This window comes from Hymenobacter radiodurans, from assembly GCF_004355185.1.
In the GTDB taxonomy this organism is placed as follows: domain Bacteria; phylum Bacteroidota; class Bacteroidia; order Cytophagales; family Hymenobacteraceae; genus Hymenobacter; species Hymenobacter radiodurans.
The window spans coordinates 732,794-757,353 of record NZ_CP037922.1 but is presented as its reverse complement, the minus strand read 5'-3'; the positions used below and the strand labels follow the sequence as shown (position 1 = coordinate 757,353).

The window sequence follows — 24,560 nt, the reverse complement described above, 5'->3', positions numbered from 1 at the left end:
GATCGGTTTTTACGTTCGCGGACCGTTTGTTCCCTTCGCCGGCATTACCCGGATCAGGTTCAATGGGTATGATCTCAGCCCCGCTGCCGGCAAAATGACCGGTTAAGTTGGTGGGGCACCCCTAAACTTCGCTGTAAAGCTACAACCAGTGCTTTATACTTCCTACCGATGCAGGCCGGGCCTTTACTTTCAGGTAAAAACTATGTAACTTAGAGAAGGCTCTAACCGGCCAGGAAAATTGTGGTGTTCGAAAACAACTCCACCCCCGGCCCCGTTAGCTATCATCGGAGCCTATGGTCTTCTTACTGCGTTGAACTCCAGTCATTACCCGCCATGATCAGCCTTGTTTATACGCTCGTGGTTCTTGCCATTCTCGCCTATTTCATGGTCGTGCCCCGGCGTCGTTACCAGCGCCCACCCTCCACTGATAACGATGATGAGGGCGGTGAACCCCTCGATGACGGCCTACCCGACCTAGATTTGCCCCCCGGCATCACGCGACCCATCAACGACTGGGAACCCGACTACAACCGTCGGCCTACTTCCCCGAGTCGGCCTACTGCGCCGCTCCTTTCTTAGCGGTAGTTAAGTAAGAAAGGCCCCTACGGCCCGCTCCCCTGCTGTCATCGTGGCTGACGCAGCAATCTGGAGCAGGCCGTAGGGGCCTTTTCGTGTAAGCCAACCGATGGGGCCTTTATTCCACCGTAATACTGTATTCGGTGGTAAACGTCTGATTGGGGGGCAAATTCAGAATACCTTCTTTATCGGCTAGCTCCTGCGGGCCACCGACGGTGCTGGCCACGCCCTGCCAGGGCTCCACGCACACGAAAGACGCGCCGGGCCCTTTGGTCCAGAGGCCTAGGTACGGAAACCCATCAAAGCGCAAGCGCACGGCGCGCTCGGATGTATGGCTTCGTAGGGTGAGATGGGTAAAGTCGAATTTCTTTAGAACCAGCGCATCATCGGCAAACAGCTCGTAGGTCAGTGGCAGTTCGGTCTGGTCGTTTAGCACGGGTTCCGTCTGGCCCGTGAGCAGACCACCCGTCAGCAGATGGCGCTCGAAGCTAACGGCATGATCGAACTCGAAATAATAGTCTTCGAATTGCTCATCAGGCAGCAATGGGCACCGAAAGGCAGGGTGCGCCCCAATGCTAAACAATAATTCTTGCTCCGCCCCAAGGTTGTTTACCTGCCAGTTTACCACTAGCATATTGACTCGCAGCTGGTAGCGAATGATGAGCTCAAAGTCAAACGGATACAGCGCGTGCGTCGTCTCATTGGCTTTTAAGCTAAATGTCAGCTCCTCGCTGGTTTGGCTGAGCAGGGCAAACTGCTGGTCGCGGGCAAAGCCGTGCTGCGACAACTTATACTCCTTGCCTTGATGCAGATAGGTATCCTGGGGCAAGCGGCCAACGATAGGAAAAAGCACCGGCGCATGACGCGCCCACACGGCTGGGTCGGCTTGCCAGATGTACTCTAGGTCGTTGAAATCTTTGCGGATGAAGCTGCTTAACTCAGCGCCAAAGGAGTTCACCGTTACGCGGCACTGATCGTTTTCGAGAGAAAAAGTCATGAAGTGAGAGCTTGTTTTCTTAGAACATCTACTGCCTTACGCGCTTGCTCAAAGCGTTGGCCACTTGTGCCGCTTATTTCAACGTAAGTGGCGCCCATCTTTTGCAGCTGGGCTAAGTATAGATTATAAAAGTACTGGCGACGGTGGGGGTGCTCACGCAGGGGGTCAAACTCCCAGGGCAAGTCGATACCGGGCAGCAGCACCAGATCATAGCGCTGCTGCTCCAAGTGGCGCTGAATCCAGTCCGGGCACTGCCCAAACGCGTCCTCCGCCCATATTTTGATAACCAACAGATCGGTATCGAAGAATACGACTTCGCGCGCGGCAGCGGCGGCCGAGGCTTCGGCGGCAAGCTGGCCGTGGGCGATTTGCTCTAAATCATACAGCGTATAGCGGGGACCATTTTCTTCCAGATACTGGCGGGCATATTCGGGCGCCCAAGTGGTAGCGTAATGCTCGGCCAGCAGACGGCTCAGCGTGGATTTTCCCGTCGACTCGGGGCCGGTGATAGCAACGCGCAGCATCAGGCAGTTTGCGGCTTAAGAGTAGCACGTAGCAAACGGCGCCACTCCAGGTAGCCATAGGCGGCCAACACCAAGTACACCGCATATAAACCCGCCGTCAGATAAAGCTCACGGTGCCAGTACAGACCAATGTAGGCTACATCGACCACCAGCCAAAGAATCCAGTTTTCGAGCTTTTTGCGCGTTAGCAGCACTTGCGCTACCAAGCTAATGGCCGTGGTAGAGCTATCCCAGTACGGAATAGCGGCATCCGTGTGCTCGCTCAAAGCATAGCCCACTCCTACGGCATAAGCCACTCCCACCGCGCTTAGCCACGTCCATTGCCGCGCGGTAGCCCGGGTTACGGGTAGCTCTTGGGCTTGCGGTCCGCCGTACAGCCATTGGTACCAGCCATAAAATGCGAGGGCAATAAATACCCCCTGCAAGGCCATGTCGGAGTAAAGGCGCGCCTCCCAAAATACGATAACGTAGAGGGCGCAGCTGACCAGTGCAGTAGGAAAATTCCAGATGGAATTGCGAGCGGCCAGCCATACGCAGGCGATGCCCGTTATCACCCCAGCCAACTCTACGGGACTGCTGGCCAGCAAGCCAGACCACAATTCGGATACGTCCACGCGCGGTTCTTTAAACAAGAAGAAAGACCGAAGGTAGCAAGGGTTCCCTTATTTTTGCCCCCCAATCGCCTTTTTGCCTCCTACCCTATTCTCGCTTTATGCTCCCCGAACTAACGCCCCAAGATCTGCAAGCCCGCCTACAGCGCGGCGAGCCCGTGCAACTCGTGGATGTGCGCGAGCCGGAGGAGTATGAATACTGTCATATAGAAGGTAGCCTGTTGCTGCCTTTGGGTGACCTGCCGCAGCATGTAGAGGAGCTGGCCACCGACCGGCCGGTGGTACTTATCTGCCACCACGGCGTGCGCTCGGCTCAGGCATTAGGTTACCTACAACACCGCCACGGCTTAACAAACCTGCTGAACCTGCGCGGCGGCATCCATGCTTGGAGCGTTCAGGTAGATCCTTCGGTAGCGATATATTAACCGGTCATGCAGAGTGCCGCAAAGCATCTGCTTATAAATAAGATCTCTAAGGAAAACTCGATTTGCAACTGCCTGACCTGCCTATCCGCGCGGCCTTGCCCGAGCTACTTGCTACGCTTGGCTCAACGAATTGTGCCGTATTGCAGGCGCCGCCCGGAGCAGGCAAGACGACTTTGGTACCGCTGGCGCTCTTGAATGCATCCTGGATGCCCCCCACCGGACGCATTATCGTGCTTGAGCCGCGGCGGCTTGCGGCACGAGCCGCAGCGGCGCGTATGGCTCAGCTTCTGGGCGAGCCGGTAGGTCAAACGGTGGGGTATCGAGTGCGATTGGAAAGCCGGATTTCGGCCAAAACGCGGATTGAAGTAGCCACGGAGGTTATTCTGACCCGCATGTTGCAGGATGATCCGGCGCTGGAAGGCGTAGCGGCCGTGTTATTCGACGAGTTTCATGAGCGGAGCGTGCAGGCCGATTTGGGCCTGGCGTTGGCCCTAGATGCTCAGGCAGTATTGCGCCCCGACTTACGGATTCTTATTATGAGTGCCACGCTGGAAGCGGAACGTTTGGGCGCTTGGCTCGGGGCACCGGTGGTACGTAGCGCGGGCCTGCAGCACCCGGTCAGCACACATTATTTGCCCCCCAGTCGGGTAGCGGCAGCCGGCAACCGACCTACCGAACGACTGACGGCCTTGGTACCAACGGCCATCCGTGAAGCCTTGGCTCAACATCCTCTTGGTGACGTGCTGGTGTTTTTGCCTGGCCTAGCCGATCAGCGGCGCGTGGCAGAGCGCCTGGCTGGCACGCTGTCGACAACGGTTGATGTACATGTGCTCCATGGCGAGTTGCCCGCCGAACAGCAGGATGCGGCTCTTCGTCCGGCTCCCGTTGGGCGGCGCAAAATCGTGCTGACCACCAGCATTGCCGAAACCAGCCTGACTATTGAAGGCGTGCGGGTGGTGATTGACGGAGGCTATGCCCGAGTGCCGCACTTCGAGCCTCGCACGGGCCTAAGCACCCTGCAAACGGTGCCCGTGAGTCAGGCTGCGGCCGACCAACGTCGCGGACGCGCCGGCCGTTTAGGGCCCGGAACCTGCGTACGATTGTGGACCGAAGCCGAGCACGCTGAGCATCCGGCGCATTTGCCCCCCGAAATCCTTACCGCCGACCTGAGCAGCCTTGCCCTCGAGCTGGCGCTGTGGGGAACCCACGATCCGGCGGCATTGCGCTGGCTTGATGCACCACCTGCTGCGGCGCTGGCCCAGGCCCGCGACTTACTGGTCAGGTTAGGAGCAATTTTGCCCCCCGGCCCTCCTACGCCACATGGCCGCGCGTTGGCTGGCCTAGGACTAGTGCCCCGCTTAGGGCATTTGGTACTGCGGGGCAAAGAAGCGGGCTACGGCGCTACGGCCTGCGCCTTGGCCGCTTTGCTTACGGAGCGCGACTTATTACGTCCCGCCGACAGTACTCCTGCCCCACCCGATTTGCGCCTGCGCCTGGAAGCCCTAATGACGGGACGCCCTCCCTTGCCCGGCTTAGTGCCCGATAGTGGTGCCCTGCATCGGGTGCGGGAGGCCGCAGCCGTGCTTCGCAACCGTGCATCTGTTCTTAACTCTCCTATTGAGCCGGATGCAGCCGGACTACTAGCTGCCTTAGCTTACCCCGACCGCCTGGCCCAGCGCGAAACCTCTGAGCGCGTCAGACTAGTAACCGGCCAGCGCGCCGTACTGCCAGCCGAGCATTTTGGGCAGGAATCCGTATTTTTTGCGGTGGCTCACTTAGATGGCAATGCCGCCGCGCCGCGTGCCGTACTGGCTGCCCCCGTAGACCGTACCGAGCTTGAAACCCACTTTGCAGACCTGATAACCAGTACAGAAGAAGTACGCTGGGAGGAGGCCGCTGGCAGAGTAACATCCCGTCGTTTGCGGCGCCTAGGCGCACTAACCCTCGCTGATCAACCACTTGCTCAACCTGATCCATCGGCAGTTGAAGATGCTCTGCTCAATGGATTACGCCGTCAGGGAATTCAACGCTTACCGTGGACAGAAGAAGCCCAACACCTGCGGGAGCGGCTGGCTTTTCTGCACCATCACCTGCCCAATGAATGGCCCGATGTGTCAGATGCAGCGTTGCTCCTGCACTTACCGCATTGGTTGGGACCCTTCATTACCAGCCTGCGCACGCTTGTGGAGATAAACCGGCTAGACTTAAGCGAAGCTCTACTGAGCTGGTTGCCCGGCGGTTGGTCCCATCGTCAGGAGCTGGACCGCTTGGCGCCCTCCCACGTGGTCGTTCCTACCGGCTCACGCATCCGGGTCGATTATGCTGACCCCGCTGCTCCCGCACTGGCCGTGCGCCTACAGGAGGTTTTTGGGCTGTTAGATACTCCGCGAGTGGCTGGGGGGCAAATTCCGCTTACCATGCACTTACTTTCGCCCGGCCACCGACCAGTTCAGGTAACCCGGGATTTGCGCAGCTTTTGGGCCACCGGCTACTTCGAAGTGCGCAAGGATATGCGCGGCCGCTACCCGAAGCATTATTGGCCCGATAATCCGCTGGAAGCAGAACCTATGCGCGGCACCCGTCGGCAAAATGGCTTGAAGTAAGCGGTACTCTTTGTTCCGTAGTGATAGTTCAGGCCGGTCTAGTCCTTTGTTTTAGTTGGGCTTGGTGGGGGGCAAATTTCAAGGAAACATGCCTACTAGTGCCTGCTTTTAGGGGTTGCTTCACTATTTAATAACGAGAAGATTCTCAATGTCAACGACGTAACCCAACTTTTCGTCGTAGCTTTACCCGGCAATAAGAGTCACCTAATCTTCTTGTTGCCATGGCTGACCAATCTGCCAAAATTGCCTTCGAGGCCCTTACCTACGACGACGTTCTGCTGCTACCTGCCTATTCGGAGGTATTGCCCCGCGACGCCGACACCAGCTCCCAGCTTACCCGGAATATTCGTCTGAACCTGCCTTTTGTGTCGGCAGCCATGGATACCGTGACCGAATATGAGCTGGCCATTACGATGGCCCAGGAGGGTGGTATCGGTATTATTCACAAGAACATGAGCATCAAGGACCAGGCGGAGCAAGTGCGCCGGGTGAAGCGCTCAGAAAGCGGAATGATTCTGGACCCATTTACGCTGTCCGAAACGGCTACCCTTGGCGATGCCAAACAGCTCATGCGCCAGCACAAGATCGGCGGCATTCCGATTATTGACGAGCAGCGTCATCTCAAAGGCATTTTGACCAATCGTGACTTGCGCTTCGAGAAGGATATGGAGCGCTCCGTAGCGGATGTAATGACCCGCGACAACCTGATAACAGCGGCTACCGGCACCGACATGGCTCAGGCCGAAGACCTGTTACAGGAATTTAAAGTAGAAAAGCTTCCCGTTGTCGATGAGCAAGGCCGCCTTACCGGCCTGATCACCTATAAAGACATTCGCAAACGCCGCCGCACCCCTCGCGCTTGCAAAGACGTATTCGGGCGCTTACGCGTGGGCGCTGCCGTAGGTGTGACGCCCGACTTGCTGGAACGCGTAGCTGCTCTCGTTCAGTCCGGGGTAGATGTAGTAAGCGTAGATACGGCTCATGGTCATTCCAAAGGAGTATTAGATGCCGTTCGCCGTATAAAACAAGAGTACCCTGGCTTAGAAGTAATTGCGGGCAACGTCGCTACTGCAGAAGGCGCCCGTGCATTAGCAGATGCCGGTGCCGATGCCGTTAAAGTAGGTGTTGGGCCCGGCTCTATCTGCACTACACGCATCATTGCCGGCATTGGCGTACCGCAACTCTCAGCCGTTTTGGAAGCCGCCCGTGGCCTCGAAGGCACTGGTGTACCTCTTATTGCTGATGGTGGCGTCAAGTTTTCGGGCGACGCTGTAAAAGCGTTTGCCGGTGGTGCCTCCTCTGTGATGATTGGCTCCATGCTGGCTGGCACGGAGGAAGCTCCTGGTGAAGTTATTATTTATGAAGGCCGCAAATTCAAAACCTACCGGGGCATGGGCTCAGTGGAGGCAATGGAAGACGGCTCGAAAGACCGCTACTTCCAGTCAGCCGAAGATGATGTAAAAAAGCTCGTACCAGAAGGGATTGTAGGTCGCGTGCCTTTTAAAGGCGGCGTGGGTGAGGTCCTGTATCAGTTAGCTGGTGGCTTGCGAGCTGGCATGGGCTACTGTGGTGCTCCAACTATAGCTGTACTACAGGAAGCTCGTATGGTGCGCATTACCGGCGCTGGCTTGCGTGAAAGTCACCCCCACGATGTCCAAATTACCAGTGAGTCGCCTAACTATAGCAGCCGCTAACTCTCTGGGTTTGGATTGAATTATACGATGCCACCAGCTTATTAGCTGGTGGCATTCTTATGGCTACTGAACCTATTTCTTAGGTGTTGCGGCAAGCATATAACGACGAAATCAGGCCTCGTATTTGTACTCAAAATAATTGTCATAAGTACGTAGCCCTACAATTTACATAAGCTGCGCCCTACAGCTTATAATATACTCATCCAGATTTAGATTACATTAGGTGGCCTTCACTCAGAGCTACCTTATTCTGAATATGCGTCGTGAGTAAGCAAAAAGACGGCAGGCCTTATTTAATTAATAAGGCTTTATCTTGCTCTATATTTCAGTCTACACCGGTTGCTTTTCGATACGCGTAATTTGTATTTAATTACTCTCTATGCCCTCTAGTCAGAGGCTTACAGCCACGCTATTACCCCTTACGCTGCTTAGCTGGGTCGTGCTGCTGGTTAGTACGCTTCTTCGCGCTAGCCCGTCGGCAACGACTTCTCTATCTGCCCTGCCCGATTGGGTGACTCTGGTTGCCCAAGCTGTATTTGCTGCTGGGGTGTTCATGTACTACCGCCTCCAGCCAGATCCATTGCGGGGCACCGACTTTGTCGGGTTATTCCGTCGATTAGTGCTCGGACCAGGCATACTGGCCAGTATTTGCGTAGCGCTACATCTACTTGAGCGCTTTGTACAGTACCAGCTACCGAGTAGCGACCGGACCTTCTTTGCGGTAATTTATACCATCAACTTAGGGTTATTTATCCTGTTCTTGGCTAGTACTACCTACACGTGGCGGTCGTTGGTGCTGTTCCGATCTACGGGCCGGCTGCGCCGCGAGTGGGAGCTTTTTGAAATCCTATTAGGCGGCACGCTCCTGTTTCGGCTTCTGGGCTGGGATTTGCCTACTCCTGTATCCCTACTGATTGTGGGTGGGTTGGCCATTTTTGGCGTGTATCTGAGCGGCAACCAGAAATGGGTAGCATATTTGAATAGACGGCAGAAGTGGGAAGTGGTCTTTATGCAGCTGGCTATCCTGCTGTGCATGACCATCTTCGTAGCCTACTTCGTGCGAATTCAGTACGATCCGAAGCTGATAGCTCCCGAACCGCAGCATGCTTTCTTACTGCTTACGGTATTCTTCGCGGCTTTTTATGCCGTGATGGGGCTATTTGTCACCTTTTTCAATTTGCCCACAGCAGGCGTCTTTGAGCAGAAAAGAGAAGAAATTCTGAGTTTACAGCGCCTCACGCAGCTTATTCAGCGGGGGCAAACGGAGGAGGATGTATACAGCATGCTCTTCGATGCGACGGTGCAAACGGTGGAAGCCGATGCCGCCTGGCTTGATGTAGAAGCAAGCGACGAAACATACAAAGGCCAACGCTACCATATCACTGAGGAACAGTGTACTGCCATTCGGGGGCTGCTGGCTGATTACAATTTGGGCCACATTGAATACCTGAATAATGACCTGCCGAATAGCAGCGGCTTTCGCAGTTTAGGCTTGCCTTTCGGTTCGCTGATCGTGATGCCTTTGCGCTCCGCGAAGCGCCAGTACGGAGCCTTGTATATGCTGAAAAACCAGCCTCAAGGCTTCGACCGCGAGAACCTGGGCATTCTGCAAACCTTTACCAGCCAGACGATTCTTAGCATTGAGAACCTTCAGCTGGTAGCGGCTTCTATTCAGAATGAGCGTGTGCAGGAGGAGCTTAAAATTGCCTCCACCGTACAGGAAAGTTTAATTCCGAAAGATCTTCCCATTGACAACTGGTTTGAAATCAGCTCGCATGCGCTGGCTGCCAAGGAAGTGGGGGCGATTTTTATGACTTCTTGCACCTGCCGGGTCAGCGCCTGGCTATTCTGATCGGCGATGTGTCGGGTAAGGGCATCACAGCGGCTTTTCATATGGCCCAGATGAAAGGCATTTTTCATGCTTTGATGCAGGAAAACCCGCTGGCTCGTAATGAGCGCGAAAAGTTTCCGGTGCCCAGCAAGTTCATGGCTATGGCTAATAAAGCGCTGGTGCATTGCCTCGAAAAGTCGTCTTTTATTACAGCATCGCTATATATAATAGATTATGAGAACCGTGGCTTCGTTTTTGCACGCGCCGGGCATTGTCACACCTTGTATTACCACTCTATTAAGGAGGAGGTATCGTACTTCCGCACTACGGGCTTAGGCTTGGGCATTATTCGCCAAGACTCCTACGAGAAACATATTAAGAACCAATTCTACGATTACAACCCCGGCGACGTAATGGTAATCTACACAGATGGCATTGTGGAGGCGCGGGGGGCAAATAAGGAAGAATACGGCGAGGATCGTCTGCAACAGATGCTGGAGCGCACGTATTATCTGGAGGCCGAAGAAATCAAGAATATGATTCTGGAAGACTTAGCGGAGTTCAGCCGTGGTCAACCAATTCACGACGACCAGACCTTGCTTGTTATCAAGTTCCGGGCGTCTCAACCAGAACCAACCGTCTGACGTAGATGGGTCCTATGAAAATCACGCAACAAACCACCGCGCATACGCTCACGCTCAGCCTCGATGGCGAGTTGGATGCCAGCTCTTCAGTGATTCTGGATACGGAACTGACGAAGCCCGAAATCCTGAATTATCAGAAAGTATTAATTGATTGCCAGCGCCTGAATTACATCTCATCCGCAGGTCTTGGCGTCTTTATTTCTCACCTCCAGCGCTTCCAGGATGCCAATGTCAAATTGGTCTTTTTTAACATGCAGGAAAAAGTGCACAACGTATTTGAAATTCTGGGGTTAGATACGCTGATGACCATCGTGCCTTCCGAGTCGGAAGCCACTGCCATTTAAGCTTGACAGCGTAACGAGGGGATGAAGAACGTAATTCGCATAAGCTGTAGCCGGGCTAACCTGAAGATAGTGCGCGACTTTGTGAGCGCCTATCTGTCGGTGTACCACTTATCCGAATTGCATATCAATCAGATTGTGCTGGCCGTTGATGAGGTCGTGGCCAACCTGATTATTCATGCCAATGCCGAGAACGAATCGCAGTATCTGCAACTCAAGCTGGCTATGGAAGACCACATGTTTGGCATCGAGATAGAGGACGACAGCAAGGAATCGTATTTGCCGTCAACCTTCCGAGAGCCCGATTTGCTGGAGCATATCCGGCTTGGGAAGAAAGGTGGCGTAGGCATGGCACTCGTCAACCGCATCATGGACCGCGTAGAGTTTTCTTCCTCCGGCAACCACAACGTTTGCCGGCTCTACAAGAAAGTGGTGTAGTTCAACGTTCTGATTTTCAAAAAGCCCCCAAGACCTGGGGGGCTTTTTTGTACACGCTCAGTTTGCTAGCGCGCTGAGTTAGGCCGAAAAAAATCCGTAAAATTGCACCTGGCAACGACTCGGCCCTCAGGGTCACAGGGGAGTTATTGTTCGTCTCGCATCTTTTTTTCTTTATGCCCAAACGCATTTTGTACGCCAGCCTCGCAGCCGGCGCGCTACTGGCCGTCGGATGCCAGTCTACCAAGTCAACTACTTCTGCTGCCAAGCAGCCTGCTGTAGTTACCTTAGGAAAGCAGGTAGTACCAGCCTCGGAATTCGCCTACGTATACCGGAAAAACAACGCTACGGCTCCCAATTATGGGACCCGCGCCAATGTGACGGAATACCTGGATTTGTACACCAACTTCAAGCTGAAGGTGCTGGAAGCCGAGCAACGTGGCTTGGATACCACGCAGGCCTTTCAGCGTGAGCTGGATGGCTACAAGCAGCAGCTGGCGCAGCCCTATCTCACGGAGAAAAGCGTGACCGATCAGCTTGTGCGGGAGGCCTACGACCGGCTAAGCAAGGAAATCAGCGCTTCCCATATTCTGGTGCGCGTAGCTCCTGACGCCGATCCGCGGGATACACTAGCAGCGTATCAAAAGGCGGTGGCTTTGCGGCAGCGCGTTACCAGCGGTGAAGACTTCAACCAAGTGGCTCGTCAGGCCTCCGAAGATCCTTCGGCGCGTGATAATGGCGGGCAACTCGGCTATTTTACAGCTATGCAAATGGTGTATCCATTTGAAAATGTAGCGTACAAGACGAAAGAGGGCGAAGTCTCGGCGCCCGTCCGGACGCGCTTTGGCTACCACGTAATCAAAGTCAACGACGTGCGGCCGGCTCAGGGCGAGATTAAAGTAGCCCACCTCATGATTCGGGCCACGCCCGGCATGCCCAAGGCCGATTCGGTAACGGCTAAAAAGAAGGTTGATGAACTTTATTCCCGCTTACGGCGCCGTGAGGATTGGGATAAGCTGGTAACGCAGTTTTCAGAAGATGCCGGCTCGGCGGCCAATGGCGGCGAGTTGCCTGCTTTCGGCACCGGGCGCATGATTCCAAGCTTTGAGGAAGTAGCCTTTAAGCTCCAGAAGCCCGGCGACATTTCAGCGCCCGTTCAGACGCCGTATGGCTGGCATATCATCAAGCTTATCGAAAAGCAGCCTGTGCCCACCTTTGAGGCCATGGCTCCTACACTAAAGAGCAAAGTAGCTAAAGACTCGCGCTCGGAGCTAAATCGGGCGGCCTTTCTCAAGCGCATCCGGCAGGAAAACCAGTTCGTAGAAATGCCCCCCGTTCGCGACGCTTTGTTGGCCCAAGCCGATACAGCGCTGGTAAATGGCCGTTTCAAGTCAGAAACGTTCTTGAGCAAATTCCCGAGTGGCAAGCGCAAAAAAGGTGAGCTAGTTGTCAACGGTGATGCTCCGCTGTTTACCATCAAAGGCAAACCCTACCCCATCAAGGACTTTCTGGCCTATGTGCAGCAAGGTCAGCGCGCACGCGCTGGCGCTGATCCGCGCTTTGTGATGCAGCAGCTCTACGATCAATACGTGGATCAAAGCCTGACGGAATTTGAAAAGACAAACCTCGATACCAAGTACGAGGATTACCGCATGCTGGTAAAAGAGTACCGCGACGGTATCCTGCTTTTCCAGCTGATGGATGAGAAAGTATGGTCGAAGGCGCTGACGGATACAGTGGGCTTGCAGCAGTTTTTCACAGCTAACCAAGCCAATTATCAGTGGGGGCCTCGTGTGCAGGCCACCATGATCAGTGCAGCCTCGCCAGCTATCCTGACGCAGGCACAAAAGCAACTGGCTACGGGTCGCTATGAAGTAACCCGCGATACGCCATCGCCAGTATCGTTCCGCGCTGGTCAGGCCACCATTTTGCCCCCCAGCCAGGCAAGTCTCGACCGTCTGGCTACTAGCCTAGCAGCCGACCCAACCCTGAATCTGACGGTTACGGGCCGAGTAAAGCGCGGTGAAACCGCTGCTTTAGCTCAGCGCCGCGCGGCTGCAGTAGCTGCCTACCTGACTGGCAAGGGCGTAGCTGCCAGCCGCATCATCACCAAGACGACGCCTACACCTGCCTCTGATGCTTCGGCCCTGTTCACGCTAACCAGCACCAGCACGGCCGTATTGGAAGAAAACTTAAATGCGAAAAATCCGCTGGCTGTGCAGATTCTGAAGCAGAATTTTCAAAAGGGCGACAGTAAAGTAGTTGACGACGTAATAGACCGTGGCCCAGGCACTTATCAGGTGCAGAAAGATGGCCGTTTCTACGCTGTTACTATTGAGCAAGCGCTGCCAGCCGGGCCAAAGACTTTATTCGAAACCCGAGGCCAGGCTACCTCTGACTATCAGAACTATCTGGAGAAGCAGTGGCTGGCCGAGCTTCGCACCAAGAATCCCGTGCAGGTCAATCAAACGGAAGTGGATAAGCTGATAACCAAATAAGCAGGCGAAACTGCCGAAAAAGCCCCCCAGAGAGCCCAGCAAAGGCAGCCGGTTTCTGGGGGCTTTTTCATTGTATAAACATGAGCACGGGACGTGTTCGCTCCACCTGAGCAAAAGTTGCTGGGCCGCGCAACGTTAGCCGGCAATAAGGTCTCTTTACTCCGAAACGCTCTTTTCCGGCCTCAAAGTCAGCTTTTTGCCAGAGAAGGGATTTATGTTGAAATTTACCGGCGGCTTTTCGCGTTTCGATAGCCGTTGGGCTGGATATTCTTTGCTGTTCAGCCTCTTATTTTCTGAATTACATGACTCAATTATTTCGTACGGCGGCTCGTGTAGCGCTGTTGAGCGGTGGCTTACTCGTAGGTGCGATGAGCACTGGTTTCGCTCAGCTAGGTTTGGCCCGGCCTGTAGGTCGCCAAACTGTAGATGCCATCATCGTGAAGCTGGACAACCAGATTGTGTTGCGCTCCGACCTCGAAAATATTTATCAGCAGGAGCTGGCTCGTGCGGAGGGCAAACCCCTGCCTCCAAATGTTAAGTGTCAGATTTTGGAGAGCATCGTGCTGAACAAGCTCATGCTGGCAAAAGCCGAGGTTGACTCTGTAGTGGTGGAAGACGACCAGGTAAGGAGCGAGCTGGATCGGCGTATGGCGTATTTCGTGCAGCAGATTGGCTCGGAGCAGAAGCTGGAAGAATACTACAAAAAGCCCATTAAGCAGCTCAAGGACGACTTGCGGCCCCAGGTAAAGGAGCAGCTCATCCAGCAGAAAATGCAGGAAGAAATTGCCGGCAAAGTAACCGTAACACCCCGGGAGGTGAAGCAGTTTTTTAACCGCATTCCAAAGGACAGCTTGCCTTACTATTCCACCGAAGTGGAGGTCGGCCAGATTATTAAGTTTGCCCAAGTCAACCAAAAGGCCAAGCAGGAAACACAGGCGAAACTCAACGAGCTCAGGGCGCGCATCATAGCGGGCGAAGACTTCGAGAAACTGGCTAAGGAATTCTCCCAAGATCCTGGCTCCGCGGCCCAAGGTGGCTACTTAGGCTTTTTTAAGCGCCGTGAGTTGGTGCCCGAGTACGAGGCTGCTGCTTTACGCTTGGAGCCTGGCCAGTTGTCACCCATCGTAGAGTCGCAGTTTGGCTTCCACCTTATCCAGCTCATCGAGCGCAAAGGTGAGACTTTCAGCACCCGTCACATTCTGCTTAAGCCAGCCACTGGTACTTCCGACGTAAGTGAGGCGGCCGTGCAGCTCAGTAAAATTCGTAAGCGCATTCTGGCCGACAGCATCACGTTTGCCAAAGCGGCCAAGGATTTCTCCGACGATAAAAACACCAGCGGCAACGGCGGCCTGATTCAGAACCCTCAGGACCGGAGCAACTACCTACCATTGGATAAGATCGATCCGGCTATTTTCTTCACCATCGATACCATGAAAGTGGGTAGCATCACGCCTCCCATGCCCTACCGCACCGATGACGGCAAGGACGCTATGCGTATTCTGTGGCTGAAATCGAACAACCCGCCCCACCAGGCTAACCTGCAAGACGACTACCAGAAAATCGCGGCTGCAGCTCTCAACGAGAAGAAAAACAAGGCCCTGGATGAGTGGTTTAAGAAGAACCGTGGCGACGTCTATATTGAAGTAGACCCGCAGTATGCTGACTGTAAGCTACTTAATGCGGTTAATTAACTTTTAGGAGCTAGGAGTGAGAGGAGAGGAACACCTAAAAGTGTGTTCTTGGCTTCTTACTCCTAGCTTTCGGCTTCTAGCTCCTACCCTTACATGCGAAATTTCTCTTCCGATAAAGAAGCCGCCGACGCGTTGGCTCAGTCATATCAAGCCCTACGGCAGGAAATCGGTAAAATAATTATTGGGCAAGATGAGGTGGTTCGCCTGGTGCTTACAGCCGTATTTTCGCAGGGTCATTGCTTGTTGGTCGGAGTTCCAGGCTTAGCCAAAACGCTGCTTATCCAGACGATTGCCGACTCCCTAGATCTGTCGTTCAACCGTATTCAGTTTACGCCTGACTTGATGCCTTCCGACATTGTAGGTTCGGAAACGATGAATCAGCAGCGCGATTTTCACTTTGTGAAAGGACCTGTGTTTGCCAACATCGTGCTGGCCGACGAAATCAACCGGACGCCGCCCAAGACGCAGGCAGCCTTGCTGGAAAGCATGCAGGAGTATTCGGTAACGGTGGCTGGGCAGCGCTACCCGTTGGAGCGGCCTTTCTTCGTGCTCGCGACCCAAAACCCAATTGAGCAGGAAGGCACCTATCCCCTACCTGAAGCCCAGCTCGACCGCTTCATGTTTAATATTCAGTTAGGCTATCCGAGCTATGATGCTGAGTTGCAAATCGTGAAGAACACAACTTCCGATCATCGCCCCACGGTGAGCAAAATATTGCACGGCGATGACATTCAGGCATTTCAGCACTTGGTGCGCCGCGTACCCGTGGCCGATAACGTAGTAGAGTATGCCGTTAATCTGGTGCACAAAACCCGTCCAAACACGGATCGGGGGGCAGCGCGGGCTACGCAGTTGCTGGAGTGGGGTGCCGGGCCGCGGGCCTCGCAACACCTCATTGTGGGGGCTAAGTGCAACGCCTTGCTCAACGGCAAGTATTCGCCCGACATTGAAGATGTGAAAGCCGTGGCGCTACCCATTTTACGTCATCGCTTGGTGCGCAATTTTAAAGCGGAAGCCGAAGGAATTTCGGTAGAGCAGATAGTAAAAGAATTACTGTAGTGCGCTGAAAGCTTGAATAGAGCCTAGCTTTGTGCTTTCTATTCCCCTTTCGCATTCAACATTTAACGCCCAATATTTCAAGGATGGAAGCTTCCGGTTATTACCAGCAATTCGAGCGCAACATTGCTATTATTCTGGATGCCTTGCAGGCCGGCCTCGATTTGCGCACTACCACGCTGGCTACTTCTCTGCCGCTGGAAGTATATGTACTCTGCGAGGTGCTGAACCAAGGCGGCGCTCAGTTCCGCTTGACTACCGACGGTTTGGCACGTCTGGCCGAGTTTCGTGACCAGTACGTGCAGCGCGAAGCCGAAACTGAAGCTATCATGCAGCGCATTCTGGATGATAAAAAAGCTGTCATGCGCACCCCAGAAGGACGTATGCTGGTGAAAGAAATGCTTATCCGTCGGCTTGAGTTTTTCAACGAAGCTGCTCGGCAAGTAAATGTCATGCGCATTCAGCAAGCCTTGGGAAGTCCTTTGCAGTATAAACACCCATAAGCACGCTATACAATACATTCATAAAAAAGCCCCCAGAATTATTCTGGGGGCTTTTTTATGAATTCAGATTCAAGCTTAGCTCATCTTAGCCTTATACTCTGACTTGATTTTGGTATGGCCGTCTCTTTCGTGCTGTAGGTCTAGGTCATCGGCGGGCTCCCGCTTGAGTTTGCTAGGCACCTCGTCGCCATGCGGACCTTTGGAAAGTGTTACGCCACCATCCACGAAATACGTCGCGCCGGTTACGTAGCTGGCTTCATCAGAGGCCAGAAACAAGTAGACGTTGGCCACTTCTTCCGGCATGCCGCGGCGGCCCATTGGTACGCCTTGCACGGTTTGCTTTTCCATTTTAGCCGTCATCGGGCCGGTTTCCTTGTGCGTCCAGGCAGTATCGATAGGGCCAGGGCCCACGATATTGGACCGCACCCCGAACTTCGCCTGCTCTACGGCTACGCCACGCTGAAAAGCGTGCACGAAGCCCTTTGTACCGCCGTATGGTGCGTTCTGTGGAATACCCATATGCCCCGCCTCCGAACCAGCCGACACAATATTGCCGCGTGTTTTCTGCAAGTAAGGAATGGCCGCGCGCGTCATCATGAAGTTGGAGTACACGTTGTGCTTAATCATGTACTCAAACGCGTCTATCGGGTATTTATCGATAGTAGAAGTAGCGGGAAATACGCCGGCATTATTGATCAGAATATCCAGCTTGCCGAAGTCGTGAATAGCTAGCTTTACGCATTCTTCGGCCGCTTCTTTCCTAGAGATATCGCCAAGGAAGCCAATGGCGCTGCCGCCGCGGGCTTGAATTTCGTCTACTACTTCGCGCACGGGGTCAGTATCGAGACCCACGACCACCACGGCCGCGCCTTCTTGCACAAATCGTTTGCAAATAGCTTCGCCAATGCCAGTGCCGCCACCGGTTACAATGGCAACTTTGCCTTCAAGTCTTCTTTTCATAGCAGTTAGAGTGAGGTTGAGAATAGCTTCTGTAGCAAGGAAAAAACTCCTTTCTATTCGTATGATAGCTATTCAAACCAAACGAGATTTGCCCCCCAGAGTTACTATTCCCTGTCTTTGATCATCTCGGAGCTTAGTTTGCGCGTAGGTTGTTAGCTTGTCGCTTTCGCCGAATTATGTACGCCGCCGATCCGCCACCTTCTCCGGCCCGCTTGCCTTTGCTCACGCCTCGCCTCACGCTGCGGCCCTATGTGCCTTCGGACGAAGCGGCATTTTTCGCTGTTCTTGAAAAAGATCGTGCTCGACTCCAGGAAGCCTTTCCGGCCCGCCTTGCCGCCGTTCAAACCCCCGCTGATGCGGGCCGCATTCTAGAATCGTTTGATCTGGATTGGCACACCAAGCGGATGTTTGTGCTGGGCATCTGGCACACGGTTGGGGGGCAATATTTGGGCGACATCAGTCTGAAGCCTACCTGGGCACGAACTGTTACGGCCGAAATCGGCTACTACCTCGCCTCAGAAGCCGAAGGACATGGGTACGCTCGAGAGGCGCTAACGGCGGCCGTTCAGCTCGGTTTTAGCCCCATTATCAACGCTGACCGCCTAGTTATTCGTTGTAGGGTTAATAATCCTAAGAGCTGTGCTGTGGCCGTAGCGGCTGGGTTTCGCTCCGTACCTCCTAAGCCGCGTTTGTGGCCATTACAAGGCAATGAGAAAGAATCTCAAATTCTTCATTTTGCCCTTGACCGGTCCTGACACACCTATTCAGGGTTACGAACGCTAGCTCTTACGTTAGTCTGCCCGCCGCAGCATGGTTAGAAAGAACTCCTGATTGAAGTTCAGATACGTGCCGAAGGAAAATTCTATCTGCCGACGGTTGAGGTCATAAAAAGGCTCGAAGCGGGTTGTCAGCAGGATGTTGCCGGGCAGGTAAAAATCGCTGAACATGCGCAGAATAAGCAATTCGCGGCGGCGTTGGGTAAAGTCAGCGTTGTTGACGGTGCTGGAAATGGATTGGTACAGCCGCCCGCCTTGAGGCGAGACAAAGCCATTCCCCGACCAATAGCTCAGCATAATGTTGGAGAGACGCGTATTTACGCCGGCGTTTAAATACAGGCCGTTGCCCTTGTTGTAAGGCAAGACTTCCGTAAAGGAGTAATCGGTGAAGCGCGTAACGTAGCCATCGAAATGCAGCGCCCGCACAAAGCCAGTGGCGGACAGCTTACGCCGCACCCGCAGGCCGGTAGCGAAGTTGAACAGGGTTTGTAACGGCGTCGCAATCGTGTCTATTTGCCCCCCACGGTGCATTGCCAGAAACTGTAGCGGCACCACGCCCAGCCGCCAGCCCGCCGAGTCCTGATACGCCGTGACTTCAGAGGTAAGGCCGCCGGCTACCTGCTCCTGAAAGTTGCTGAATCGGTACTGCTGCCGCTGCCAGTCAACCCAAGCGTCGAGCTTCACACGGTTGGTTTGGAGCTTATACTGCATGCCTTCTTCCAACCGGTTGGTCATCACGCGCTCAAAATCAAACAGCGGCTCAATGTAATCGTGCTGCAAGTGTCCTTCGATATTCCCGAATAGAAAGCTGTGGGGGCCATTTTGGTACTTAGCCGTAAACACGGGCCGCACTTGCCGCAGGCGCGACGTGCCGTAGTCTTTATATAGAAAGATGCCGGCCTCCAAGCGGATGTTAGCGCTAGGAAAATACACGAGCCGTGGGGCTAACTGCGTCCCATAATACGTTCGGCCCTCGTCTATTTTGTTGAAATACTCGTTATCCTTCGTAAACAAGAAGCCCTGCACAGCCACTCGAAGCTGACCTTCGTACTCCGGCTTAATGGGCAATGAGTAGTTGAAAGCATGATTATCGAGTTGGGCAGCGACTGGAAAGCTACTTAGCAACAAACTAAGAAACAGACCGAATGCACACCAAAAAACTGGTTTAGACTGGGTATCAATGACTACCTTTGACAAAAATTTTAGCATTATCTATTTCTCCCAGAATCAGCAAATATTTTTAGCATTGCGGGCACAAAATATAGCATCCCTATGTTACCCACTGCCGACCTACAACAGCCGTATTCGACACGTAGAAAGCGGTTTTCCACTTGTAAAAACGGCCTAAAAAGCCTAATTTCACCAAACCTAAGCATTTATACCCCAACCCCATTCTAATGGCTGCATCCACTGACAAAGTTGTCAACGCCAACGCCGAGAAAATGAAAGCTCTTCAGCTTACGCTGGACAAGCTCGACAAGAACTACGGCAAAGGCACTGTCATGAAATTGAGCGACAATAAAGTCGTTGATATTCCTGCTATCAGCACCGGCTCGCTCGGGCTGGACATTGCCCTCGGCATCGGTGGTCTGCCCCGGGGCCGGGTCGTAGAGATCTACGGTCCTGAGTCGAGCGGTAAAACTACGCTTACGCTGCACTGCATTGCCGAAGCTCAGAAGAAAGGCGGCATGGCTGCTTTCATCGACGCCGAGCACGCTTTCGACCGTAGCTACGCCGAGAAACTAGGCATTGACACCGAAAACCTTCTGATTTCGCAGCCCGACAACGGTGAGCAAGCCCTTGAAATTGCTGACCAGTTGATTTCCAGTGGTGCCATCGATATCATCGTTATTGACTCCGTAGCTGCGCTGGTGCCGAAAGGCGAACTGGAAGGCGACATGGGTGATTCAAAAGTAGGCTTACACGCCCGTTTGATGAGCCAGGCCCTACGTAAGCTCACCGGTACGATCAACAAAACCGGCTGCTGCTGCATTTTCATCAACCAGCTTCGTGAGAAAATCGGGGTTATGTTCGGTTCGCCCGAAACGACCACCGGTGGTAACGCCCTGAAGTTCTACGCCTCCGTGCGTCTTGATATTCGCCGTATTGGCCAGATCAAGGAAGACAAGGACAACGTGACTGGTAACCGTACGAAAGTGAAGGTGGTGAAAAACAAAGTAGCGCCACCGTTCAAAGTAGTTGAATTTGATATCATCTACGGCGAGGGTATTTCCAAAGTGGGCGAGATTCTCGATTTGGGTGTTGATATGAACATCATCGCGAAGTCGGGCTCTTGGTTCAGCTACAACGGCGACCGTTTGGGCCAGGGCCGTGAGGGTGTAAAAACCATTCTGCACGACAACCCTGAGCTGGCTGATGAGATCGAAGCTAAGATTCGGGCCATGGTGAAAGGTGAGCCCGCTGTTGCGCTGGCCGCCATTCCTACCGATGAGTCGATTGACGAAGACGACGATTAATCTTTCTGAGTTTTTGTAATCCGAAAAAGCCCCCCAGATGATTTCTGGGGGCTTTTTTATTCAGCAATAAGCTGCGTTCTTGAGCCGTTGAGTGCTACCTGCAATCCGTCCCGACGTGCAACTCGTTTTTAAGCGTTGACGTTTCGCTTAGTCCTGTCTTGCCGGTCGTTCGCAGGGTTAGGGATATATTTGCTGGCATTTCATTTGACTTAGTGTCAGCTGAATCACTTTTTGGTTTACCCTTCATGACTCGCCGCTGGTCTTTGCTCCTTACGCTTTTGCTGCCTTTGCTGGCGCTGCTGGCCTGGCAGCCGGCTGACGGGTCGCGCACTGTTAAGAACACTAGCTTTACCAAGGGCGAGAAAATGCATTATAAAGTGCATTACGGCCTGATAAACGCGGCTGAAGCAACCATTGAGGTCTCCAGTTCTTTGCAGCGCATCAACGACCGGCCTTGCTACCAAGCGACCGTAACGGGTCGCACATTGGGCTCCTTCGACTTTTTTCTGCGCGTTCGTGACACGTGGCGCACCTTCATTGACACAACCAGCATTTTGCCCCAACGCTTTTACCGCAATATTGAAGAGAACACCTACCGCAAGCGTGAAACTGTTGACTTTGACCATTATAAAAATATGGCCAGCGTAGAATCACGCAAGAAGGAAAAGGATCCTGTGAAGCGTGGCACCTACAAAATACCGGAGAATGTGCAGGATCTAGTGAGCGGTTTCTACTTCCTGCGTACCCTCGACTACGACAAACGGCGGGTAGGCGAAGTGATTCGGGTGCAGGGCTTTTTCAGCAATGAGGTGTACAACATGGACGTGGTGTACAAGGGACGCGAAACCGTGGAAACCAAAGCTGGGATTATCAGAGCCATCCGCTTGGTGCCCAAAATGCCCCCCAACAAGCTTTTTCGCGGAGAGGATGGCGTTTCTGTTTACCTTTCCGATGACCGCAACAAGATTCCGGTACTCATTCAGGCTGAGATGTTTGTGGGCGCTGTGAAGGTGGATATGTATAAATACCAAGGCCTGAAGCACCGTTTGAATGTGGTCGCTCGCGCTGGTGCCAATCCTTGAGTAGACTACTCGCCGAAGCAGTTCACAATAAGGTAACATTAGGTTGGTCTCAGCAAACGGTAATTTTGTAGTCGATTATTCTTTCTGACTCAAACCTCTGCCCCGTGCAACCAACCGCTCCCCCAATGCCTACAAAATTCTGGTAGTCGATGATGATCCAGACATTGTAGAACTGCTGGAATACAACCTGCGCAAGGAAGGCTACGACGTGGCAACCGCCTCTGATGGTCGCAAAGCACTAGAAATTGCCCCCCAGTTTGCCCCCGACATTGTATTGCTCGATGTGATGATGCCCCACCTGGATGGTATCGACACCTGCCGACATCTGCGGACCTTGCCTAAGTTCAAGGACACGTACATCATCTTCCTGACGGCCCGCGCCGAAGAGTTTTCGGAAGTAGCCGCCTTTGAGGCCGGCGCTGATGACTTTATTGCCAAGCCTATCAAGCCTCGGGCTCTGATGGGCCGCCTGGCCGCCTTCGTACGCCGCGACAAAGACCCGCAAGTGGTGCTGGACACCATCGAAATCAACGGTCTGCGCATCGACCGGACGGGCTTTGCGGTGTATCAGGAAGGGCGCAAAATATCATTGCCCAAAAAGGAGTTCGAGCTATTGGCTTTCCTGGCTGCTTCGCCTCATAAGGTATTTGGCCGCGAAGAGTTGCTGCAGAATATTTGGGGCAATGATGTGTTTGTACTGGCTCGAACGGTAGATGTGCACGTGCGCAAAGTGCGCGAAAAAGTCGGCGACCATCATATCCAAACCATTAAGGGTGTGGGCTATAAGTTTAACATCGATGAATGATTTGCGGAGTCAGAATTTGATTTATCTGCACCGGTAAAAAGCCGGCCCTGCTACAGGGCCGGCTTTATATTTGGGCATGCGGCAGCTAGTAGTAGCCGCACACAACACCTCGCTTCAGCTCATGGATTTCTCTTCGCGCTCGATTGCCATTCTAATTGCCTTGCTCGTGGCAGCGGTGCTCGTTACGTTCGCCTGGACGGTGCCGACGCTTCCATTTCAGCAAGCTTTTTTGGCTGCGGGTATTACCGTAGCGGCTTGCTTCCTACTTGTTTATTTGGCGTTTGAGGCGTTGATCTTTCGTGAAATTAATAACATCTACGCGGGCCTAGAAAACGTCAAGCGCAAGGAGTTTCGGAAGCTTTCGAATAAGTTTTTGTTTCGGCCCGAGCCTTTGAAGCGCATGCGCGATGAGATTCTGCAAATGGCGGAGCGCAAACAACGGGAAATAGACGAGCTAAAACGTCTGCAAACACTTCGCCGTGAGTTTCTGGCCGACGTATCACACGAGTTGAAAACGCCAATTTTCGCTGCTCAGGGTTTTCTCCATACTGTTTTGGATGGCGATATGGACGATGAGTTTCTGCGCCAGAAGTTTCTCAAGAAAGCCGCTACCAGCCTTGATACGCTCGATGAGTTGGTACAGGATTTAGTGACCATCTCTCAGCTGGAAAAAGGAGTAGTTCGGATGCGACGGCAAGCATTCGATTTGGGCGAGCTTGTCCGTGAGATATTCGAGCAATTGGAGTCCAAAGCCACCCAGCGCCAGGTTACGCTCGAATTGATACGGTCGAATGAATCGGCGGGGGGCATTTTGGTGCTTGCCGACCGCAACCGCATTCGGCAAGTACTAGTCAACCTGATTGATAACGCCATAAAATATGGTCGTGAGGCCGGCCATGTTACCGTCACACTAACTGAAACAGCCAAATTCGTCCGCATCTCCGTCCGCGACGATGGTGAGGGCATTGCCAAGCAACACCATAATCGCATTTTTGAGCGGTTCTACCGCATCGATAAAAGCCGCTCCCGCGACTCTGGCGGCTCAGGACTAGGTCTCGCCATCAGCAAGCATATCGTGGAGGCGCACAAATCAACGATTCGAGTGCGCAGTGAGATCGGCCAAGGCACCTCGTTGGAGTTTAAGCTTGCGAAGCCGCGCAAGCCGGCAAAGGCTACAGCAACGCCCCAGGCGTAGCCCATAAGGTCATCTATCGCATAGGCTGTAAAGCGTGTTTTGCTTCGTACCTTTGCGGCCCGTTATGAAGCAACCCGATTTTCAAGATCTTATCCTGTTTGAAGACGACGACTACATCGTCATCAACAAGCCGCCTTTCCTGGCTACGCTCGATGAGCGCGTGGGCGGTGCGCCCAACATTTTGCGCATGGCCCGCCAGTACCATTCCGATATGCAGGCCTGCCACCGCTTAGATAAGGAAACGTCTGGTGCCTTGGCCTTAGCCAAGAACCCGGAGGCCTACCGTCACCTCTCTATGCAGTTTGAGAATCGGGAGGTAAAAAAGAATTACCATGCCGTAGCATGGGGCGTTCATCATTTTGACAATAAGCTGGTAGACCGCAGCATCGAAACGACCACGAAGGGCAAGGCTCGCCTGGCTTACAAAGGCAAGGCCGCCGAAACCTACTTCACTACGCTCGAAACGTTTGCTAAGCATACGCTAGTCCAGTGCGTGCCTATCACTGGCCGTATGCACCAAATACGTTTGCACCTGATGTACCTGCAGGCGCCCATTGTAAACGACACGCTGTACGGAGGAGAAGAATTCTTTTTGTCTTCGCTGAAAAAGAAGTTTAATATGAAGACTGGCGAAGAGGAACAGCCTTTCATCAAGCGATTCGCCTTGCATGCAGCCAAACTCACGTTTGCTCGCCTCAATGGAGAAGAGGTGACCGTGGAAGCACCATACCCAAAGGATTTTCGGGTATTGGTGGAAAATATGCGGCAACTCAAATAGACTGAATATTTGGTCCGAATGCCCGATGTGCTGGTCTAATTAGCGAGTTGGGTAAACC

General features: G+C 53.5%; 23 protein-coding genes and 1 riboswitch. Of the genes, 18 read left to right on the top strand and 5 right to left on the bottom strand.

Annotated elements, in window-relative coordinates; translation table 11 throughout:
* Positions 1-11: 11 nt before the first annotated feature.
* A riboswitch (TPP riboswitch) is annotated at positions 12-133 on the bottom strand.
* A 200-nt stretch (positions 134-333) separates the two neighbouring features.
* Positions 334-579, top strand: a complete 246-nt coding sequence (locus EPD59_RS04455; protein WP_133271733.1) for a hypothetical protein — start codon at positions 334-336, stop codon at positions 577-579.
* A 115-nt stretch (positions 580-694) separates the two neighbouring features.
* Here the strand turns inward: EPD59_RS04455 and EPD59_RS04450 are convergent, their stop codons facing one another.
* From EPD59_RS04450 to pnuC, 3 genes are read right to left on the bottom strand one after another with little or no spacing between them, the layout of a single operon-like run.
* Positions 695-1,573: an aldose 1-epimerase family protein gene (locus tag EPD59_RS04450; RefSeq protein WP_133271732.1), complete on the bottom strand. Its 879-nt coding sequence runs from the start codon at positions 1,571-1,573 to the stop codon at positions 695-697.
* Positions 1,570-2,097, bottom strand: a complete 528-nt coding sequence (locus EPD59_RS04445; RefSeq protein ID WP_133271731.1) for an AAA family ATPase — start codon at positions 2,095-2,097, stop codon at positions 1,570-1,572. Before EPD59_RS04445 ends, EPD59_RS04450 begins: the two co-directional genes overlap by 4 nt.
* Positions 2,097-2,729, bottom strand: a complete 633-nt coding sequence (gene pnuC / locus EPD59_RS04440) for a nicotinamide riboside transporter PnuC (protein ID WP_240731618.1) — start codon at positions 2,727-2,729, stop codon at positions 2,097-2,099. Before pnuC ends, EPD59_RS04445 begins: the two co-directional genes overlap by 1 nt.
* An 80-nt stretch (positions 2,730-2,809) precedes the next feature.
* Here pnuC and EPD59_RS04435 point away from each other — a divergent pair, with 80 nt between their 5' ends.
* The 11 genes from EPD59_RS04435 to EPD59_RS04385 all read left to right on the top strand — a co-directional run bounded on the left by EPD59_RS04435 (position 2,810) and on the right by EPD59_RS04385 (position 16,429).
* Complete coding sequence (locus tag EPD59_RS04435; protein WP_133271730.1) at positions 2,810-3,133, top strand: rhodanese-like domain-containing protein; 324 nt, start codon at positions 2,810-2,812, stop codon at positions 3,131-3,133.
* A 62-nt stretch (positions 3,134-3,195) separates the two neighbouring features.
* Positions 3,196-5,736, top strand: coding sequence for an ATP-dependent helicase HrpB (gene hrpB, locus EPD59_RS04430; RefSeq protein ID WP_133271729.1), 2,541 nt, complete (start codon positions 3,196-3,198; stop codon positions 5,734-5,736).
* Positions 5,737-5,957: 221 nt separating this feature from the next.
* Positions 5,958-7,430, top strand: coding sequence for an IMP dehydrogenase (guaB, locus tag EPD59_RS04425; protein ID WP_133271728.1), 1,473 nt, complete (start codon positions 5,958-5,960; stop codon positions 7,428-7,430).
* 379 nt (positions 7,431-7,809) lie between these two features.
* Entirely contained in the window at positions 7,810-9,282 is a 1,473-nt protein-coding gene (locus EPD59_RS04420) for a GAF domain-containing protein (protein WP_133271727.1), read from the top strand.
* Complete coding sequence (locus tag EPD59_RS04415) at positions 9,249-9,905, top strand: PP2C family protein-serine/threonine phosphatase (RefSeq protein WP_133271726.1); 657 nt, start codon at positions 9,249-9,251, stop codon at positions 9,903-9,905. Before EPD59_RS04420 ends, EPD59_RS04415 begins: the two co-directional genes overlap by 34 nt.
* Before the next feature lie 14 nt (positions 9,906-9,919).
* A complete protein-coding gene (locus tag EPD59_RS04410; RefSeq protein ID WP_133271725.1) occupies positions 9,920-10,249 on the top strand; it encodes an STAS domain-containing protein in 330 nt (109 codons plus the stop codon).
* Between the two features lie 21 nt (positions 10,250-10,270).
* Entirely contained in the window at positions 10,271-10,684 is a 414-nt protein-coding gene (locus tag EPD59_RS04405) for an ATP-binding protein (RefSeq protein ID WP_133271724.1), read from the top strand.
* Positions 10,685-10,857: 173 nt separating this feature from the next.
* Entirely contained in the window at positions 10,858-13,179 is a 2,322-nt protein-coding gene (locus EPD59_RS04400; protein WP_133271723.1) for a peptidylprolyl isomerase, read from the top strand.
* Positions 13,180-13,481: 302 nt separating this feature from the next.
* Positions 13,482-14,870, top strand: a complete 1,389-nt coding sequence (locus EPD59_RS04395) for a peptidylprolyl isomerase (RefSeq protein ID WP_133271722.1) — start codon at positions 13,482-13,484, stop codon at positions 14,868-14,870.
* A 93-nt stretch (positions 14,871-14,963) separates the two neighbouring features.
* Positions 14,964-15,929 carry an AAA family ATPase gene (locus EPD59_RS04390; RefSeq protein WP_133271721.1) on the top strand — a complete coding sequence of 322 codons (966 nt, stop codon included), beginning with the start codon at positions 14,964-14,966 and terminating at the stop codon, positions 15,927-15,929.
* 83 nt (positions 15,930-16,012) lie between these two features.
* On the top strand, positions 16,013-16,429 hold the full coding sequence (locus tag EPD59_RS04385; protein WP_133271720.1) for a hypothetical protein: 417 nt from the start codon (positions 16,013-16,015) through the stop codon (positions 16,427-16,429).
* 75 nt (positions 16,430-16,504) lie between these two features.
* Here EPD59_RS04385 and EPD59_RS04380 read toward each other — a convergent pair whose 3' ends face one another.
* Positions 16,505-17,389, bottom strand: a complete 885-nt coding sequence (locus EPD59_RS04380; protein WP_133271719.1) for an SDR family NAD(P)-dependent oxidoreductase — start codon at positions 17,387-17,389, stop codon at positions 16,505-16,507.
* A 176-nt stretch (positions 17,390-17,565) separates the two neighbouring features.
* On the opposite strand from EPD59_RS04380, the gene EPD59_RS04375 reads away from it, so the two are divergent.
* A complete protein-coding gene (locus EPD59_RS04375) occupies positions 17,566-18,144 on the top strand; it encodes a GNAT family N-acetyltransferase (protein ID WP_133271718.1) in 579 nt (192 codons plus the stop codon).
* 36 nt (positions 18,145-18,180) lie between these two features.
* Here EPD59_RS04375 and EPD59_RS04370 read toward each other — a convergent pair whose 3' ends face one another.
* Positions 18,181-19,293, bottom strand: coding sequence for a hypothetical protein (locus EPD59_RS04370; protein WP_133271717.1), 1,113 nt, complete (start codon positions 19,291-19,293; stop codon positions 18,181-18,183).
* Between the two features lie 269 nt (positions 19,294-19,562).
* On the opposite strand from EPD59_RS04370, the gene recA reads away from it, so the two are divergent.
* The 5 genes from recA to EPD59_RS04345 all read left to right on the top strand — a co-directional run bounded on the left by recA (position 19,563) and on the right by EPD59_RS04345 (position 24,502).
* The gene (gene recA / locus EPD59_RS04365) at positions 19,563-20,642 is read left to right on the top strand and encodes a recombinase RecA (protein WP_133271716.1); all 1,080 of its coding nucleotides are present in this window, start codon (positions 19,563-19,565) and stop codon (positions 20,640-20,642) included.
* Positions 20,643-20,887: 245 nt separating this feature from the next.
* A complete protein-coding gene (locus tag EPD59_RS04360) occupies positions 20,888-21,724 on the top strand; it encodes a DUF3108 domain-containing protein (RefSeq protein WP_133271715.1) in 837 nt (278 codons plus the stop codon).
* 97 nt (positions 21,725-21,821) lie between these two features.
* On the top strand, positions 21,822-22,529 hold the full coding sequence (locus tag EPD59_RS04355; RefSeq protein ID WP_133271714.1) for a response regulator: 708 nt from the start codon (positions 21,822-21,824) through the stop codon (positions 22,527-22,529).
* A 76-nt stretch (positions 22,530-22,605) separates the two neighbouring features.
* Positions 22,606-23,724, top strand: a complete 1,119-nt coding sequence (locus EPD59_RS04350; protein ID WP_240731617.1) for a sensor histidine kinase — start codon at positions 22,606-22,608, stop codon at positions 23,722-23,724.
* A gap of 64 nt (positions 23,725-23,788) precedes the next feature.
* The gene (locus EPD59_RS04345; RefSeq protein ID WP_133271713.1) at positions 23,789-24,502 is read left to right on the top strand and encodes an RluA family pseudouridine synthase; all 714 of its coding nucleotides are present in this window, start codon (positions 23,789-23,791) and stop codon (positions 24,500-24,502) included.
* Positions 24,503-24,560: the final 58 nt, after the last annotated feature.

Excerpts from the sequence above, each read along its gene's own strand:
- EPD59_RS04455 (WP_133271733.1), top strand. The coding sequence starts at position 334 with ATGATCAGCCTTGTTTATACGCTCGTGGTTCTTGCCATTCTCGCCTAT.
- EPD59_RS04450 (WP_133271732.1), bottom strand. The coding sequence starts at position 1,573 with ATGACTTTTTCTCTCGAAAACGATCAGTGCCGCGTAACGGTGAACTCC.
- EPD59_RS04445 (WP_133271731.1), bottom strand. The coding sequence starts at position 2,097 with ATGCTGCGCGTTGCTATCACCGGCCCCGAGTCGACGGGAAAATCCACG.
- EPD59_RS04435 (WP_133271730.1), top strand. The coding sequence starts at position 2,810 with ATGCTCCCCGAACTAACGCCCCAAGATCTGCAAGCCCGCCTACAGCGC.
- guaB (WP_133271728.1), top strand. The coding sequence starts at position 5,958 with ATGGCTGACCAATCTGCCAAAATTGCCTTCGAGGCCCTTACCTACGAC.
- EPD59_RS04420 (WP_133271727.1), top strand. The coding sequence starts at position 7,810 with ATGCCCTCTAGTCAGAGGCTTACAGCCACGCTATTACCCCTTACGCTG.
- EPD59_RS04410 (WP_133271725.1), top strand. The coding sequence starts at position 9,920 with ATGAAAATCACGCAACAAACCACCGCGCATACGCTCACGCTCAGCCTC.
- EPD59_RS04405 (WP_133271724.1), top strand. The coding sequence starts at position 10,271 with ATGAAGAACGTAATTCGCATAAGCTGTAGCCGGGCTAACCTGAAGATA.
- EPD59_RS04400 (WP_133271723.1), top strand. The coding sequence starts at position 10,858 with ATGCCCAAACGCATTTTGTACGCCAGCCTCGCAGCCGGCGCGCTACTG.
- EPD59_RS04395 (WP_133271722.1), top strand. The coding sequence starts at position 13,482 with ATGACTCAATTATTTCGTACGGCGGCTCGTGTAGCGCTGTTGAGCGGT.
- EPD59_RS04390 (WP_133271721.1), top strand. The coding sequence starts at position 14,964 with ATGCGAAATTTCTCTTCCGATAAAGAAGCCGCCGACGCGTTGGCTCAG.
- EPD59_RS04385 (WP_133271720.1), top strand. The coding sequence starts at position 16,013 with ATGGAAGCTTCCGGTTATTACCAGCAATTCGAGCGCAACATTGCTATT.
- EPD59_RS04380 (WP_133271719.1), bottom strand. The coding sequence starts at position 17,389 with ATGAAAAGAAGACTTGAAGGCAAAGTTGCCATTGTAACCGGTGGCGGC.
- EPD59_RS04375 (WP_133271718.1), top strand. The coding sequence starts at position 17,566 with ATGTACGCCGCCGATCCGCCACCTTCTCCGGCCCGCTTGCCTTTGCTC.
- recA (WP_133271716.1), top strand. The coding sequence starts at position 19,563 with ATGGCTGCATCCACTGACAAAGTTGTCAACGCCAACGCCGAGAAAATG.
- EPD59_RS04360 (WP_133271715.1), top strand. The coding sequence starts at position 20,888 with ATGACTCGCCGCTGGTCTTTGCTCCTTACGCTTTTGCTGCCTTTGCTG.
- EPD59_RS04350 (WP_240731617.1), top strand. The coding sequence starts at position 22,606 with ATGCGGCAGCTAGTAGTAGCCGCACACAACACCTCGCTTCAGCTCATG.
- EPD59_RS04345 (WP_133271713.1), top strand. The coding sequence starts at position 23,789 with ATGAAGCAACCCGATTTTCAAGATCTTATCCTGTTTGAAGACGACGAC.